The organism is Burkholderia sp. L27(2015), from assembly GCF_009765705.1.
Taxonomy (GTDB): domain Bacteria; phylum Pseudomonadota; class Gammaproteobacteria; order Burkholderiales; family Burkholderiaceae; genus LMUX01.
This window is the reverse complement of sequence record NZ_LMUX01000021.1, coordinates 1,648,221-1,663,870: the sequence shown is the minus strand read 5'-3', so window position 1 is coordinate 1,663,870 and position 15,650 is coordinate 1,648,221. Positions and strand designations below refer to the sequence as shown.

Genomic DNA, 15,650 nt, shown 5'->3' with positions numbered 1-15,650 from the left:
ACCATCAGTAAAGTTCGGCAATCGTGCGATCAGGTAGTTGGCGGTCATACGTCTCGCTGTCAAACGAGCCCCCAGTTAGCCGACGGTGCATTTGACCGGCACTCGGCAAACTGTCGCGCGATACATGCGTCGCCGGGTTCCACAGGTCAGAGCGTACGATTGCCTTTGCACAGTGGAAATAGGCAGCCTGGATCCTGACCACGATGACCGTGCGCGGCAACTTGCCCTTGATTTTGCATGACGTGAGCAGTTCAGGATCGGTAGAGATATGCGCGAGACCGTTGACACGGAGCGTTTCGCCATTGCCTGGGATGAGGAACAACAACGACACCCGCGGATCGGTGACGATGTTGCGCAGGTTGTCGATCCGGTTGTTGCCCGGACGATCGGGGATGGCAAGCGTCCGCTTATCCAGAATAGTGACGAAGCCGGCTGGGTCGCCCTTGGGCGAGCAGTCGGAGCCTTCGCTACCAATCGAAGCGAGAATGACGAACGGCGATGCTTTCACGAACGCGCAATAGTCGTCATTCAAATGATCGATCTCCTTCCAGAGCGCACGCTCGCCCGGCTTGCCGTAAATGGCTTCCAGCTGCTCCACATTGGAGATGACGTGTTCCATCGGGCGAACTCCCTCGGCCATTTGGCGCTCCAGTATATCAAGGGCGATGCCATCAAAACAGTCAATGCAATGATAGCCGCGGTCGGGTCATTTGATTTTTTCAGCGCAACGGCGAATAAGGTTCCGGTATGCAAATCGTCGATGTCGCTTTCGCGATTTGCTGAGGGGCGTTCTTCGGCGGCCACAGGCCGTCGGCGTAGTGGCGTGTGCGCAGCGCAGCGCGCTCTTCCAAGCTGGAAAATCCCCAGATATGTGTGATGCGTGGTGGCCCATCCAACGCGTACATATTGACCACTAGATGTCGTGTGTAATCGCCTGCGGGCGCGATGGCGTCTCGCCAGCTGTTCAGGGTCGGCGTAAGACCACCCGGCTTCAGGAAATAGGTCCTGAACTCGTAGAAGCTTCCGAACGTCGCCGGCTCGACCTCTGGTAAAAAGGGAAACCGCGCATAGCGTTCCATGTCCAGTCGTATAGCGGGATCAGAGATTCCGAACGGCGCTGGAGCCATAAGCGCGCGGAGGCGCTCTTCCTCAAGCGCATCTGCGGTATCGAACTGGCGTAGCAGTTTGACTTGGAAAAGGTCGCCGATTTCGGTACGCCAAACGCCCAGTAACCGGCCAGCGCCTTGCGCTATCCAGTCGCGCGCTGAAGCGGCCACAGCCCCCTCAGTGAGCGGCGCGCAGGCAAGCGTAGTGAGTTCATATAGCATGGCATGTTCCAATGATTAAGCTGGATGAAACTCCCTCCGCTCACCGCTCGATGAGAGGGGTCGAAGGGGGAAAATTGCGCCACGCGTGAGCAACGGGGATTCCCCATGGAACGATTGACGTTGCACTCCGCTCGTAACGAGTGCGATATGGCAGTCGAGATGATAGTGCGGCTCAAAGCGAAATTCGACAAACAGAGCCGTGCTAAGGATCAAGCCGGGGATGTCGGTTGAGTGACTATACTGGACTTCTTCGGGGATAACTCACCTCCGGTTCGCCGCCGCCTTCAGATTAGCCCCGAAAGTTGTGCCGTGACGGCTTCATTATCCCAGCTTCCTTTTGGTCTGCACTGACTCAAATCGGATCGCCGATGGCGAATGTATGATTCTGGCCGGCTGCCGCCGACCCGTCACTGCGATGCGTGCCTATCCAATCCAATGGCCGTGATCTCTGTTCACCGGCCATCAACGTACCTCGCAGCACGCTGATGGCCGTTGCCTTTACGCTAGTTCACGATCAGACGTTGCCCCCTGCGCTGAATCGCTAACGGTTGTGGCCCTGGACTGGGGAGAAAAACCGTTGCCCATCGCCGGATCGCTGATGCTCGGCTGGCCAGTCTCGACTCGGCCCGCGATGCGCCTCGTGAAATCCGTCGCCGTGGCCGTGAAGTCGTACCAGTTGCCGAAATCCGCCACTTCCCAACGGTGTTCGGCCGATCTGCGGCCCGGCACCTCCAGTGTCTGCGGGCGGATGTGCGCGCTCGCGTACGCATTGTCCGTCAGCGTGACCCGCACGTCTTTCTCGCCGCTGTTGGTGAACGTCGCGTCCAACGCCCCCCTTTCGGCGTCGTAGCGGAGCTCCATTTCCAATTGCGCGCCGGTGACCGTGTTGCCGCTGAACTGACGCACGAATCCGTTCGGTCCGTACACCCACAGGTTGTAGTTGCCCTTGGCGTCACCGATCCATGGGTTGTCCTTCAGTTGCTTGCCAGCCTCGACGGTATAGCGCCGCGGGATCGTGCCCAGGTTGTTCTGGTCGTAGACGTGGAATACCGCGCCCTGCTTGCCGGTGTTCTTGAACAGCAGTTCGATCGCGCCGTTCGGGGAGACACGCGTGCTCGTGTCCAGTTCATAAGGCAGCGCGCGCGACGGCCGGTAGCCTGGCTCCTGGAACAGCGGCTCGGACGTGCTTGGTGCGACGGCAGCCGGCAGCGCTCGCTGCGCGGCGTCGAAGGCCGCGGTGTTGGCCGTGCTCGGCAGCCTCGAATACGTGGACGCGCTGGGGTCCGGACGCTTGAAGTCGAAGCAGCTGGTCAGGTCACCGGCGATCGCACGGTTCCACGGGCTCACGTTCGGCACCGTGATGCCGAAGCGCTTCTCCAGGAACATCGACATCGACGTATGCGAGAACACCTGCGAGTTGACCCAGCCGCCGGCGCTCCACGGCGAGATGACGAACATCGGCACGCGCCCGCCGAGCCCCCACGGGCGCACGGAACCGCTGATCGTGTCAGTGGATTCCAGATAGTTGGCGTAGAGTGCCGGCGTCGTCGCGAAATATTCGCCGGCCAACGGCAGCGTGGAGCCGCCCATCACGTTGCCGCCCGCGTCGTAGGACGGCACTGCCGGGTGCAGAGCGTGATCGAATTGCCCGTCTTCCTCGTCGTAGGCGATGAAGAACGCGGTCTGGCTCCAGACTTCGGGGTTAGCAGTCAGCGCGTCCAGCACCTGCGAGACGAAGTTCGCGCCGTCGCTCGGGAAGTAGCTCGGGTGCTCGGAGACGTTCGGTGTCGGTAAGATCCACGAGACCTGCGGCAGCGCGCCACTCTGCACGTCGTTCGCGAACGACGTCAGGAAATCGGGGCCGCCGGTCATCCCATTGTTGTAGATGACCGAGCCCGGCTGCGCAGTGCGGAAGCTTTCGAACGCGAGGCAACCGTGCAGCAGACCGTTCCAGTTGTTGTTCGGGTCCTGGTAGATCTTCCACGTGACGCCAGCCTGCTGCAGCAGTTCCGGCAGCGTCGGCCACGTGAACCCCGTACCGCTGTACTTGTACTGCGGGGTCGCGGCCGAGATCGTGCCCCCTACCGAGCAGCGCACGTTGGTCGCTTCGGCGTTCCCGTCGGTCGAGTTGACGCCGCTGCTGGCAAGCTGCGGATTGAAGTTCGACCCCGAGAAGAACGCGATGCGGTTCGGGTCGGTCGGCCCCGTCAGCTGGCAGTGGTACGCGTCGCAGAGCGTGAAGGCTTCGGCCAGCGCGAAGTGGAACGGGATATCCGCGCGCTCGTAATAGCCCATCGAGTACTGCGACTTCCAGTACGGCCAGTGGCCAAACTGCCCCTGGCTCCACGCCGCCTGCCCACTCGGATAGTCGTGCGGGCAGTCGTTGACGCCCATCGCGTTCATCGTCGCTGTGTTGAGGTGAAACGGCGGGATTAAGTTGACGGGGCTGGCGCCCGGCGCCGTCGACGCCTGCTGCCACACCGTCTGGCCGCCAGGCAGCGTGACCGGGAAGCGATCGCCAAAGCCGCGCACCCCCTTGAGTGTGCCGAAGTAGTGGTCGAACGAGCGGTTTTCCTGCATCAGGATCACCACGTGCTTGATGTCCTGGATCGTGCCAGACCGGTAGTTGGCGGGAATCGCAAGCGCCTTGCGAATCGACGCCGGCATGATCGTGGTGGCGGCCAGCGCGCCGGCGGCTCCTGCCGAGCGGCGCAGGAAGTTGCGGCGCGAGTCGTTGTGCTGCATGGACGGGGTCGGGTTGTCGTCGTTGTGTTCGATATCTTTCATTACGTGTCTCGACATAGTGGGGACGGGCAGCACCCAGTATTCGGAGCCGGCGTGTGCTGCCGGTGGATTACGGGGCGCAGTCAGGACCGGGAACGCTGTCGTGCTCGGCGCTGGGGGGACGCCACCACGCCCGATCTGCTACGTAGATTACGAGCCGTTCGTGACAGGTAAATGAAGTTTATTTATCAAATATTTTTCAATATTTGAATATTTCTCAATTTTGGGTTTTCTATTTGGCTTTCGCGCCGCCCCTGTTCCGCGCCGATGGCCGGCCGGGGCACGCTCAGTAACGCTTGAGCGACAGTACGTCGAACGTGTGGCGGATTGTGTCCACGGAGCGCTCGTAATCCGCCAGCGCGAGACAGGCGATCAGGGTGTCGACGATCGCGAACTGCGCGATTCGGCTTGCCATCGCCTCGGTGCGAAACTGCGTCTCGCGCGCCATCGTCGTTAAAACGATGTCGGCAAACGCATGGATCGGCGAGCGTCCGAAGTTGGTGATGCAGATCGTGCGCGCGCCGGCTTCCTTCGCCAGCCGGGTCGTGGCAACCGTCTCGTGGGTTGCGCCGGAATGCGAGATGGTCAGCGTGGCTACGCTCGAATCGCACAGCGACGCGCTGACAGCCTGGATATGCGGATCGACCGCGACCCGCGCATCGAGACCGATACGCAGCAGGCGGTAGTGCGCGTCCTCGGCGACTGGCGCCGAACTGCCGACACCGTAGATTTCGATGCGCTTCGCGCTGCGAATCGCCGCCACGGCTTGTTCGAGTGCATGCACGTCGAGGGTCGCCTCGGTTTCGCGCAGCGCCTGGACGTTGGAGCTGAAGATCTTCGCGATCACGGCAGCCGTGCCATCCCCGCGCGCGAGGTCCTCGTGAATCAGTTGGACCGGCTGCACGATTTCCTGCGCGAGCACGATCTTCAACTGCAGGAACCCCTTCGCGCCGAGCATCTTGCAGAAACCGACGACGCTGCCTTCGCTCGCGCGGACTCGCTCGGCCACCTCGCTCACCGACATATGCACGACCTCCTGCGGATATTCGCGGATGAAATCTGCGATGCGCCGGCTAGCTGCGCCGTAGGTCGGATAAAGCTGTTCGATGCGCGACAGGATGGCCGACACGGTGATCGCGCCGGCCGGCGCTGCTTTTTCGTTTGCCACACGGTTTCCTTGGTGGGTGCGTCGGGAGGGCGCGGCCATTGCTGACCTAGGCCGACGCCGATGGGCGCGAGAATGATAAGGATAATACGATGCATATGGCCCTGGATATGCGACGCCGCCAGAGACTTCTTCCTAAGCATCGCCACCGAGCTTTACGTGCGGGACCGAGGACTATATTTCGATAATACTTGAAATGTCGAATCGATCCGTATATTGTTTTGGTCATGGACTCAAATCTCGTTGTACGCGCTCTAAGCGCGCTCGCCCATGACTCGCGCCTCGCCATCTTCCGCGCGCTGGTGGTCGCTGGCCCCGAGGGTATGGCTGCCGGTGAAATCGCGCAGCGGCTGGAAATTTCGCCCTCAAGCCTGTCATTCCACCTGAAGGATCTGTCACACGCTGAGCTGGTGAAGCCTAGGCAGGAAGGCCGTTTCGTCATCTACACGGCAAACTTTGGCGCGATGACAGGTTTGATTGGATTTCTGACGGAAAACTGCTGCGCCGGCGCAGCTTGTACGGCGAGCGATCTTCCCAACTGCTGTGGAGACACACCATGAAACGCATGCATATCCATATCGCGGTCGAAGACCTGAACGACAGTATTCGGTTCTACAGCGCCATGTTCGGCAACATCGAGCCCATGGTTCTCAAGAGCGACTACTGTAAATGGGAGCTGACCGATCCTGCTGTAAATTTTGCGATCTCTCAGCGTGGCGCGAAACCGGGCGTCGATCACATCGGCATTCAGGTTGAAACCGACGCGGAGCTAGTCGAAATGAATGCACGCTTCTCTGCGGCGGAACTGCCGGTTCAAACGCAAACAGATACCACTTGTTGCTACGCCCGATCAAATAAGTCATGGACGATTGATCCGCAAGGCGTCGCTTGGGAAACGTTTCGAACGCTTGATGCTGCGCCCGTCTATGGTCAGTCGCACGAGCAATCGCAACCGTCAGCCGCATGCTGTACGCCAACCGCATCCGTCGGGAGCTGCACGTGAGCGACAAGCCTTATTCGATTCTCGTTCTATGCACGGGAAACAGCTCGCGCAGCATCATGGCTGAAGCATTGTTTAATGTGCTGGGAAAAGGCAAGTTTCGCGCATACAGCGCCGGCAGCCATCCTTCAGGTGCGGTCAATCCGTTCGCAATAGAACGATGCGAGGCGGTAGGCTATGACACGTCTCAGTTGCGCAGTAAGAGTTGGGATGAATTTGCGACGCCGGATGCGCCACATATGGATTTCGTTATCACGGTCTGTGATCAGGCCGCAGGGGAAGTTTGCCCGATTTGGCCGGGCAAACCGATGACTGCGCATTGGGGTTTTGAAGATCCAGCAGCTTTCAAAGGTAGCGATGACGACAAGCGCAAGATATTCAGCAAGGTCTATCGGCAAATCATGAGCCGCGTGAGCCAGTTCGTGAACCTCCCGCTGCACGTGCTTGACGGGAACGCGATCCAGCGCGAAATGCGCGCGATAGGAGAGCAACCTGCCGAGGAATCGAATGAGCAGCATTGATGCCGCAACAGGAGAAGCACGGCCCGCCATCGGTTTCTTCGAGCGCTACCTGACGGTCTGGGTGGCCCTCTGCATCATTGGGGGCATCCTCTTCGGGCAGGTGCTCCCCCAGCTCTTTCAGGCTATCGGTCACATGGAAGTGGCCCAGGTCAATCTCCCCGTCGGCGTACTGATCTGGGTGATGATTATTCCAATGCTGGTCAAGATCGATTTTGCCGCGATGACGCAGGTTAAAAGCCAGTGGCGCGGCATCGGCGTAACGCTGTTCGTGAATTGGTTCGTCAAACCGTTCTCGATGGCATTGCTCGGCTGGATTTTCATCCGGCATGTATTCGCGCAATGGCTACCCGTCGGCCAGCTCGACAGCTATATCGCTGGCCTGATCCTACTGGCTGCGGCCCCTTGCACGGCGATGGTGTTTGTTTGGTCACAGCTTTGCAAAGGCGATCCGTATTTCACGCTATCGCAGGTGGCGCTCAACGACTCCATTATGATCGTCGCCTTCGCACCGCTGGTCGCGCTACTACTCGGTCTGTCAGCGATTTCTGTGCCATGGGATACGCTGATTATTTCGGTTGTGCTCTATATCGTCGTGCCCGTCATCATTGCCCAGGTGATTCGGCGACGACTACTCACGAAGGGTGAGGTGCATTTCCGCCAAACCGTTGCCCGTCTCGGTCCGTATTCGATCTGCGCGCTGCTCGCGACACTGGTATTGCTCTTTGCCTTTCAAGGACAAGCGATTATCAATGAACCGCTCGTGATCGCCATGTTGGCTGTGCCGATTTTGATTCAGGTATTTTTCAACTCCGGCCTCGCCTACCTGTTGAATCGCCGTCTTGGCGTCCCGCATTGTGTTGCGGGGCCGTCCAGTTTGATCGGGGCAAGCAACTTCTTCGAACTCGCGGTGGCCACGGCAATCAGCCTGTTCGGTTTTCATTCTGGTGCAGCGCTAGCCACGGTTGTCGGCGTTCTCATTGAGGTGCCGGTAATGCTCCTTGTCGTTGCTATCGTCAATCGCTCGCAGCAGTGGTACGAAGCGAAGGCTCGCTGAGACGACCAGGGTGCCTCGATGCCGACAATGACCATAGCAAAGCGGGATGCTGGCGCGGGTACGCTCACAACATGGGCGCTCGCCGCAGCGCAGCTCGTTTCCTGGGGCTCGATCTATTACGCGTTCTCCCTCTTCGTCGTGCCGATGGAGCATGCGATGGGATGGAGCCGGACCTCGACAAATGCGGCGCTCTCGGTCGGTCTGCTGGTTTCGGGGCTCGCAGCCTACCCGATCGGCACCTGGATCGATCATGGCCACGGCCGGCGCGTTATGGTCTGGGGGTCGGTGCTCGCTGCGGCAATGTTGGCGCTGTGGTCACAGGCGCATAGCCTGGCAACGCTGTTTGTCGTGTGGGTCGGCCTCGGCATTGCGATGGCTGCGACGCTATACGATCCGGTTTTCGCCATCATCACACGCGATTTTCCGGGCAGCTTTCGCACAAAAATCACGCTGATAACCCTGGTGGCTGGCTTCGCCAGCACCGTCTTCATACCGCTGACACAAGGCCTCGTCGACTGGTTTGGCTGGCGAGGCGCGCTTCTCGCGCTCGCTGCGGCCAATCTGGTGATCTGCCTGCCACTTCACGTTGTCGCCATTGGTCGTGACGCACCGCGTGAGAATGCTGCGTATCACAAGGCTGCGCTCAAGGTAGTCAATGCGAAAGCTACGCAGCGGGCGCTTCGGACGCCGACCTTCTGGGCGCTTGCCGTGTGCTTCACTGCCTACTACGCGACGTTCGCTGCGTTGACCTTCCACCTCGTGCCTCTCATGACAGAACGGCGCGTGCCACCGGCACTGATTTTGATCACGATGGCAGCAATTGGCCCAGCGCAAGTTCTCGCGCGCGTGCTGTGGTTCACGGTCGGCCGCAATGTGCGGCCGTCGATCGTCGGTATCGTGATCACAATCGCCTTCCCCGCCTCGGTTGCCATTCTGATGTGTGCCGGCATCTCGCCAACCTTGCTGATCCTCTTCGCAATCATTTATGGGGGCGCCAACGGCATGATGACGATCCTGCGCGGAACGATCGTGCAGGACGTGATGTGGACGGAAGGATATGGGGCGGTGAGCGGGATGCTCTCGATGCCGTCGAACATCGCAAAGGGTATCGCGCCGATATCCGCCGCCGCGATCTGGGCGATCCACAGCAACTATCTCCTAGTCGAATGGACCGTGCTACTGGTATCGCTCGTCTCGGCTACCGCCTTCGTCATGGCGATGCGCTTCGCTAATAAGCGGCACATACGTCAGTAGGTGCCGCTCCAGCTCCATGTAGCCGCGAACGTTTATTGCTTGACGAGCTTTACGATGGTCAAGGTTCCCCCAACGTCTTCAACGCGCACTTTGACCTTCTCGCCTTCCTTGGCCTGCTTGACCATAGCCGTATCCTTGGCCTTGTAGGCCATCGTCATCGCCGACATGCCGATGTTCTTCAGCGCGCCATGCTGAAGCGTCACCATACCGGTCGACGGATCGACCTTCTTGACTACTGCATCGGTGAGCGCCGCATTATCCGGCGCCATGGCACTCATTGGGCTGCCGTCCATCTTCATACCGGCCATATCGTCCGCTGCCAGCGCGGTACCGGCGAGCGTGAGACCGGTGCAGAACACAACGGACAGGGTGATTAACTTCTTCATTGGGTTTCTCCAGAGTGAGATTGCGGCACAAGCGTGCCAGTGGGTACTACATGAGGTTGAAGCGTTTCTTTAGCGTTTGTTTTCGTGCGGGCAAGACGTCGGCGTTGCAGCAGAAGCCAAGCCGCCGGAATGATGAACATCGACAGGAGCGGCGCAGTCACCATCCCACCGACCATCGGTGCGGCGATGCGTTGCATCACTTCCGAGCCGGAGCCATGACCGAGCATGATCGGGATGAGACCCGCCAGTACAACCGCGACCGTCATCGCCTTCGGTCTGACGCGCAGCACCGCACCCTCCCGAATCGCGTCGACGAGCGTTGCGTCGGTGAACGGCTCACCCTCCTCGAGCCGGCGGTTGAGCGCGCCTTTCAGGTAGAGCAACATCACGACGCCGAATTCGGCCGCCACACCCGATAACGCGATAAAGCCCACCGCAGTGGCAACCGACACCGCATGACCCAATATCCAAATCAGCCAGAAGCCTCCGACCAGTGCAAAGGGCACGGTCGACATCAGCAACGCGGCATCGGCGGCCGAGTTGAAGGTCAGGAACAGCAATACGAAGATGACCACCAAGGTGACGGGGATCACCGTGCGCAATTTGGCCTCCGCGCGTTCGAGGTACTCGAACTGACCGGACCAGGCGATCGAATAACCGGCAGGCAGCACAACGTGTTGCGCGACCGCAACTTGCATCGCCTTCACCGCCGACTGCAGGTCCGTATTACGAATGTCGACGTAGACATAGCCGGACAATCGCGCGTTCTCGCTACGGATCATCGGTGGGCCATCGGAGATCTTGATGGCGGCGACATCTCCCAGCGTAATCTGCGCGCCGCGATCCGTGACAACCGGCAACTGACGCAAATTGTCGACCGAGTCCCGGATCTCGCGTGGATACCGGATATTGATCGGAAAGCGCTCGCGACCCGCGATGACCTCGCCGACGTCATCCCCACCCACGGCCGATGACACGATGGACTGGACGTCCGTCACCGACATGCCATAGCGTGCGGCGGCCAACCGATCGATGTCGACGTCGATGTAGTGCCCGCCGTTCAAACGCTCCGCCAGCGCCGACGTGACACCGGGGACGTTCTTCAGGACCGACTCGACCTGCGTCGCGATCTTGTCGATCTGCCCGAGATCGCCGCCCGATATCTTCACGCCCACCGGCGTCTTGATGCCCGTCGACAGCATATCCAGACGATTGCGTATCGGCGGCACCCAGACATTCGACAAGCCGGGGATCTTGACTCGCGCGTCGAGTTCATCGATCAGCTTCTGAGGTGTCATGCCGGGACGCCATTCGCTGCGTGGCTTGAACTGGATGGTGGTCTCGAACATCTCGAACGGTGCCGGATCGGTCGCGGTGTCGGCACGGCCCGATTTGCCGAAGACGGTTTTCACCTCGGGAACCGTCTTGATCAGACGATCCGTCTGCTGCAGCAACTCGGCGGCTTTGTCTGCCGAGATACCGGGTAAAGCGGTCGGCATATACAGCAGGTCACCCTCATCCAGCGGCGGCATGAATTCACCGCCCAGGTGCGACAACGGAATCACCGTGAGCGCGAGCGCCACGACCGCCAAACCGATCGCAGCCCACGGCCGGCGCAACGTCGCCTCAAGCAGCGGCCGATAGAGGCGTATCAGTACGCGGTTAATCGGATTGGCATTCTCGTGCGGAATCCGGCCGCGGATCAGATAGCCCATCAACACCGGCACCAGCGTCACCGATAATCCGGCGGCTGCCGCAATCGTGTAGGTCTTCGTGAACGCTAGTGGCGCAAAGAGTTTGCCCTCCTGGCCTTCGAGCGAGAACACGGGGATGAACGACAGCGTAATAATCAACAACGAGAAAAACAAGGCCGGCCCAACCTCGGCCGCCGATTGTGCAATCAACTCCCATCGCTGGGCATTCGTGATTGGCATGCCCGGGTGCTTATGGTCGTACGCCTCCAGATGCTTATGCGCATTTTCTATCATCACGATGGCAGCGTCGATCATTGCACCGATCGCTATCGCAATGCCGCCCAGCGACATCAGGTTGGCGTTGACGCCCTGATAACGCATCACGATGAACGCGGCCAGAACGCCCAGCGGTAACGACAGGATCGCAACGAGTGCGCTGCGCAAATGGAACAGGAATATCGCGCAGACGATGCCAACGATGATGAACTCTTCGATCAGCTTGTCTTTCAGGTTGTCCACCGCGCGCTCGATCAATTCCGAGCGGTCGTAGGTCGTCACCACCTCGACACCGGGCGGCAACGACCTCTTGAGATCGGCGAATTTCGCCTTTACCGCATCGATGGTGGTCAACGCGTTCTTGCCGGAGCGCATCACGATCACACCACCCGCGACTTCGCCCTCGCCATTCAACTCAGCAATGCCACGCCGCATTTCCGGACCGATCTGGATTCGCGCGACGTCGCCGAGCAGCACCGGCGTCCCGGCATCGTTGGTGCGCAGCACGACGTTGCGAAAGTCGTCCAGCGTGTGCAGATACCCGGATGACCTCACCATGTATTCGGATTCGCCAAGCTCGACGACTGATCCGCCCGATTCCTGGTTGGCCTTGTCGAGCGCCTGCGCGACGGTCGCCTGCGCAATGCCATAGGCTCTCAGCTTGTCCGGGTCCAGCACGACCTGATATTGCTCCACCATGCCGCCGATAGAGGCCACTTCCGATACGTCCGGCACCGCCTTCAACTCGAACTTGAGAAACCAGTCGTTGAGCGCGCGAAGTTGTCCAAGATCGTGCTTTCCGGTGCGGTCGACCAGCGCGTATTCGTAGACCCAACCCACCCCGGTTGCATCCGGGCCGAGCGAGACAGTGGCACCGGCCGGTAGGCGGCTTTGAACCTGGCTTAGGTATTCGAGCACGCGCGAGCGTGCCCAATACTGATCCGTTTTGTCGTCGAACAGGACATAGACAAACGCGTCCCCAAACGATGAGTACGCGCGAATTGTCTTCGCGCCCGGCACGCCGAGCAGCGTGGTGGTCAACGGATACGTCACTTGATCCTCGATCACCTGCGGCGCCTTGCCCGGGTACGAGGCCTTGATGATGACCTGGGTGTCGGATAGATCAGGCAACGCATCGAGCGGGGTTTCCTTGAGCGAATAAACGCCCCAGGCGGCAATCAGCACGGTCGCCAGCAAGACCAGGAACCGGTTGTAAATCGACCAGCGAATCAGGCGCGCGATCATTTCGCACCTCCGGCCGGTTCGACCTTGGTTAACTGGTATCCGTCGTCCGACGTCTTGAAAACGAAATGCACGGCCTCACCAACTGTGATGTCCGGAAAGGCCGTGGGAGATGCCTTGCCGAATGTCATGGTCATCGCGCCCCATCCGAGTGCCGGCACTGGCTGATGTGAGAACGTGATGTCACCGGTCGTGATCTTTTCGACCTTGCCGGTCGTTTCATAGGTTGGTGCAACACCGGGCTCGGAAGCCGATGCCTGGACAGATGCCGAGGCAGACACTGGCGCAACCGCTGCCGCGCCAAGCGCCACGCTTCCTTCGAGTTTCGGCAACACGGACTGCAAGCTCGCCTCGGAGTCGATCAGGAACTGACCGGACGCAACGACTTGCTGGCCTTCCGTTAGTCCGCTCGTCACCTCGGTGTTTTCGCCCGTGTCGTTGCCGACCGTGACTATCGCCGGTTGCAAACGCCCATCGCTGTTTTTGACGATAACGATGGAGCGCTTACCGGTGGTAATCACCGCTTCAGACGGCACCAGCAGGCGTGACACAGACTTCGCCCCGCTGATTTGGACACGCATCAACATACCGGGCGTGAGTTTCAGTCCGGCATTGTCGATTTCCAAGCGAGCCTGCAAGGTTCGACTATCGGTGCTGATCCCCGGCAGAATTTCCCGGATATGGCCGGAGAAGTGTTGAGACGCGTCGCCCGCAAAGGTCGCATCGACCGCGAAACCGGGCTGTACCTGCAAGGCAAGCGATTCCGGAATTTCCACGATCAGCCACAACTTTGAGAGGCCAGCGACCTTGGCTAAGGTCTGACCCGGCGCGACCATGGCGCCCTCACGCACATTGAGTTCGGTGAGCACACCGGCGTCTGGCGCAGACAATGTGACGTGGGTTTGCACCTTGTCGGTTCGGTCCAGGCTGGCGATCACACCTTCCGGTATCGACATCGCACGCATGCGAGCGCGAGCCGCTTCGAGCAGACCGTCGTCCATGTCGCCCTTCTTCAGTGCCAGGTATTCCTCTTGGGGCGCCAGCCAGTCCGGCACAAAGATCGACGCGACCGGTGCGCCTTTCGCAACCCGTTGCATGGGTGCATTGGCGTACAAACGGTCGATATAGCCGGTCGTGCGGGCCTGAATCACGTCAGCCATCGATTCATCAAACTGGGTGGTGCCGATGGCATTGAATGCGACAGGCGTGTCTTGGCGGCGCACGTTGGCATAGCGTATGCCCAGATTCTGTTGCAGTCCGCTATCGATCTTGATGCCGTCCGAGCCGCTCTCGTCGGCATAGACCGGCATGAGTTGCATATTCATAAAGGGGGATTTCCCCGGTTTGTCGAAATGCTGCTGCGGGACCATCGGGTCGTGCCAATACAGTACTTTTTTACCGCTCTCAGGTGTGGCGCCATCACTGGATGCGGATGTCATGGGTGCGCCCGAAACCGATGCAGAGGAGCGGTTAATGCCAACGAAATAGCCCGCGCCGGCAAACATTGCGCCGACCAGCAGCGCGAGCAACGTGCTGGGAAGAGAAGGTTTAGTCATGTGCCGCTCCGTCATGTGCCGCTCCGTCATGTGCCGCTCCGTCATGTTTTGCTTCGTCACGTTTTTCTTCGTCATTGATCGCGCCCAGATCGGGCGGCACAACCTGATATTCCAATTGCGCCCAGGTCAGCGAAACCTCCCGCTCCAAGTTCAACACCTGAAGGTCCGTTTCGAGTTGCACGTGCCTGGCATCCAATGCATCGGCCAGCGTGCCGGTACCGGACCGATAGGCGGCATTGGCTAGCTCCACTTTCTGTGCCGCAGCGGGCAGAACGGTTTGCTTCAGATTGACTAGTCGCTCTCGACCACTAGCGAGCTTTGCGGTCAAACTTTGGATATCGGCGAGAACCTGTCGCTCGGTGTCTTCATAAGTGAGTCGTGCTTGCGTACCCATCTCCCCTTTTTGGGCGACGTCGCGATCTTCGACGTTGCTACGGTTGATCGGCAAGGGAATCGAAACGCCGAGCGACACGTAGCTCGGAAAATTTCCGCCGGTCTTGAAATAGGTCAGCCCCCAGGTCCAATTCGGATTTCGATTGCTGCGCGCGACGTCGGTGTCGGCATCGGCCAGCGAGATGGCGGAATGGGCTTCGATCAATGCAGGCTGCACTTGAGCGAGTTGCGCGGCGCTTAAGTCGGACACATGCGACACCAATTCCGGTGGGTCGCCGGCGACCTCCAACACGTTGCCGGCCGTCCAACGTGACAAAGCAATCAACGCCGTCTTCTCGTTTTGCTGCGCATCAATCAGCTCATCACGTGCATTGCCCAGCGTCAGGTTGGCCTGAGCGACATCCACTGCGGTACCGTTTGCACCGCGATACGACGCCTGTCTTGTGGTCAATTCCTGGCCCAGATGGTCTACGAGTGCTGCATCCAAGGCGACGGCCTTTTTTGCATAGACGGCGTTGAGCCACGCCATGGCCGTTTGCTGACGGACATCGGCGACTCTTTCGAGGTAAGTCGATTTATCGCGGTCTACCGCACGATTCGCCAGCGCGGTTTGCAATCGGCGTTTTTCCGTGGACACCCATTCCTGCTGGATGCCGATGCCGCGCATCGTGAAGTTATCTTGCCCAATGGTGAAAGCCTGGTGTCCACTGATAGGCAGATCCTGGACGCTCAGATTCAAGGTCGGATTGGGCAGTTGTCCAGCTTTGATAACTACATCGGAACTACCGCGAACCGAGGCTTGCGCTGCCTGAATCAAGGAAGAGCGACCGGTCGCTATTTGCAGCGCCGCGTCGAGTGTCAAGCCTGTGTCTTGAGCTTGAGCTTGAGCTTGAGCTTGAGCTTGCGCCGCGCTACCGGCGAACATCAAGAGCGCCGCTATGGCCAGGCAATGCAGCGGCCCACGTCGGTAGACCGACGTAAAGTGTGGGAAATGCAT

At 59.7% G+C, this 15,650-nt stretch carries 14 protein-coding genes; 5 read left to right on the top strand and 9 right to left on the bottom strand.

Going from position 1 to position 15,650, the window contains the following annotated elements; genetic code table 11:
- Nucleotides 1-4 precede the first annotated feature (4 nt).
- From GSQ77_RS25825 to GSQ77_RS25810, 5 genes are all read right to left on the bottom strand, one after another.
- On the bottom strand, nucleotides 5-619 hold the full coding sequence (locus tag GSQ77_RS25825; RefSeq protein ID WP_158906604.1) for a pyridoxamine 5'-phosphate oxidase family protein: 615 nt from the start codon (nucleotides 617-619) through the stop codon (nucleotides 5-7).
- 100 nt (nucleotides 620-719) lie between these two features.
- Entirely contained in the window at nucleotides 720-1,328 is a 609-nt protein-coding gene (locus GSQ77_RS25820) for an NIPSNAP family protein (RefSeq protein WP_158906145.1), read from the bottom strand.
- Nucleotides 1,329-1,343: 15 nt separating this feature from the next.
- Entirely contained in the window at nucleotides 1,344-1,541 is a 198-nt protein-coding gene (locus GSQ77_RS30025) for an AraC family ligand binding domain-containing protein (protein ID WP_367889694.1), read from the bottom strand.
- A 285-nt stretch (nucleotides 1,542-1,826) separates the two neighbouring features.
- A complete protein-coding gene (locus GSQ77_RS25815; protein WP_254067791.1) occupies nucleotides 1,827-4,115 on the bottom strand; it encodes a phosphocholine-specific phospholipase C in 2,289 nt (762 codons plus the stop codon).
- 283 nt (nucleotides 4,116-4,398) lie between these two features.
- Complete coding sequence (locus GSQ77_RS25810; protein ID WP_254067790.1) at nucleotides 4,399-5,280, bottom strand: MurR/RpiR family transcriptional regulator; 882 nt, start codon at nucleotides 5,278-5,280, stop codon at nucleotides 4,399-4,401.
- A gap of 224 nt (nucleotides 5,281-5,504) precedes the next feature.
- Here GSQ77_RS25810 and GSQ77_RS25805 point away from each other — a divergent pair, with 224 nt between their 5' ends.
- Genes GSQ77_RS25805 through GSQ77_RS25785 form a run of 5 tightly spaced genes read left to right on the top strand, consistent with a single transcriptional unit; the run spans nucleotide 5,505 to nucleotide 9,106 of the window.
- Nucleotides 5,505-5,837 carry a helix-turn-helix transcriptional regulator gene (locus GSQ77_RS25805; protein WP_158906143.1) on the top strand — a complete coding sequence of 111 codons (333 nt, stop codon included), beginning with the start codon at nucleotides 5,505-5,507 and terminating at the stop codon, nucleotides 5,835-5,837.
- Entirely contained in the window at nucleotides 5,834-6,280 is a 447-nt protein-coding gene (locus GSQ77_RS25800) for an ArsI/CadI family heavy metal resistance metalloenzyme (protein ID WP_158906141.1), read from the top strand. Before GSQ77_RS25805 ends, GSQ77_RS25800 begins: the two co-directional genes overlap by 4 nt.
- Entirely contained in the window at nucleotides 6,277-6,798 is a 522-nt protein-coding gene (locus GSQ77_RS25795; RefSeq protein WP_158906139.1) for an arsenate reductase ArsC, read from the top strand. The genes GSQ77_RS25800 and GSQ77_RS25795 overlap by 4 nt, the downstream gene beginning before the upstream one ends.
- Entirely contained in the window at nucleotides 6,785-7,852 is a 1,068-nt protein-coding gene (arsB, locus tag GSQ77_RS25790; RefSeq protein WP_158906137.1) for an ACR3 family arsenite efflux transporter, read from the top strand. The genes GSQ77_RS25795 and arsB overlap by 14 nt, the downstream gene beginning before the upstream one ends.
- A gap of 18 nt (nucleotides 7,853-7,870) precedes the next feature.
- A complete protein-coding gene (locus GSQ77_RS25785) occupies nucleotides 7,871-9,106 on the top strand; it encodes an MFS transporter (protein WP_158906135.1) in 1,236 nt (411 codons plus the stop codon).
- A gap of 32 nt (nucleotides 9,107-9,138) precedes the next feature.
- Here GSQ77_RS25785 and GSQ77_RS25780 read toward each other — a convergent pair whose 3' ends face one another.
- The 4 genes from GSQ77_RS25780 to GSQ77_RS25765 are packed head-to-tail and all read right to left on the bottom strand — an operon-like array spanning nucleotide 9,139 to nucleotide 15,650.
- Nucleotides 9,139-9,492, bottom strand: a complete 354-nt coding sequence (locus GSQ77_RS25780) for a copper-binding protein (RefSeq protein ID WP_158906133.1) — start codon at nucleotides 9,490-9,492, stop codon at nucleotides 9,139-9,141.
- A complete protein-coding gene (locus tag GSQ77_RS25775) occupies nucleotides 9,489-12,707 on the bottom strand; it encodes an efflux RND transporter permease subunit (RefSeq protein ID WP_158906131.1) in 3,219 nt (1,072 codons plus the stop codon). Before GSQ77_RS25775 ends, GSQ77_RS25780 begins: the two co-directional genes overlap by 4 nt.
- On the bottom strand, nucleotides 12,704-14,260 hold the full coding sequence (locus GSQ77_RS25770; protein WP_158906129.1) for an efflux RND transporter periplasmic adaptor subunit: 1,557 nt from the start codon (nucleotides 14,258-14,260) through the stop codon (nucleotides 12,704-12,706). The genes GSQ77_RS25775 and GSQ77_RS25770 overlap by 4 nt, the downstream gene beginning before the upstream one ends.
- A complete protein-coding gene (locus GSQ77_RS25765) occupies nucleotides 14,253-15,650 on the bottom strand; it encodes a TolC family protein (protein WP_174246492.1) in 1,398 nt (465 codons plus the stop codon). Before GSQ77_RS25765 ends, GSQ77_RS25770 begins: the two co-directional genes overlap by 8 nt.

Coding starts and splice junctions, on each gene's coding strand:
- GSQ77_RS25805 (WP_158906143.1), top strand. CDS start 5,505: ATGGACTCAAATCTCGTTGTACGCGCTCTAAGCGCGCTCGCCCATGAC.
- GSQ77_RS25820 (WP_158906145.1), bottom strand. CDS start 1,328: ATGCTATATGAACTCACTACGCTTGCCTGCGCGCCGCTCACTGAGGGG.
- GSQ77_RS25775 (WP_158906131.1), bottom strand. CDS start 12,707: ATGATCGCGCGCCTGATTCGCTGGTCGATTTACAACCGGTTCCTGGTC.
- GSQ77_RS25770 (WP_158906129.1), bottom strand. CDS start 14,260: ATGACTAAACCTTCTCTTCCCAGCACGTTGCTCGCGCTGCTGGTCGGC.
- GSQ77_RS25765 (WP_174246492.1), bottom strand. CDS start 15,650: ATGCATTTCCCACACTTTACGTCGGTCTACCGACGTGGGCCGCTGCAT.
- GSQ77_RS25815 (WP_254067791.1), bottom strand. CDS start 4,115: ATGAAAGATATCGAACACAACGACGACAACCCGACCCCGTCCATGCAG.
- GSQ77_RS25780 (WP_158906133.1), bottom strand. CDS start 9,492: ATGAAGAAGTTAATCACCCTGTCCGTTGTGTTCTGCACCGGTCTCACG.
- GSQ77_RS25800 (WP_158906141.1), top strand. CDS start 5,834: ATGAAACGCATGCATATCCATATCGCGGTCGAAGACCTGAACGACAGT.
- arsB (WP_158906137.1), top strand. CDS start 6,785: ATGAGCAGCATTGATGCCGCAACAGGAGAAGCACGGCCCGCCATCGGT.
- GSQ77_RS25785 (WP_158906135.1), top strand. CDS start 7,871: ATGCCGACAATGACCATAGCAAAGCGGGATGCTGGCGCGGGTACGCTC.
- GSQ77_RS25825 (WP_158906604.1), bottom strand. CDS start 619: ATGGAACACGTCATCTCCAATGTGGAGCAGCTGGAAGCCATTTACGGC.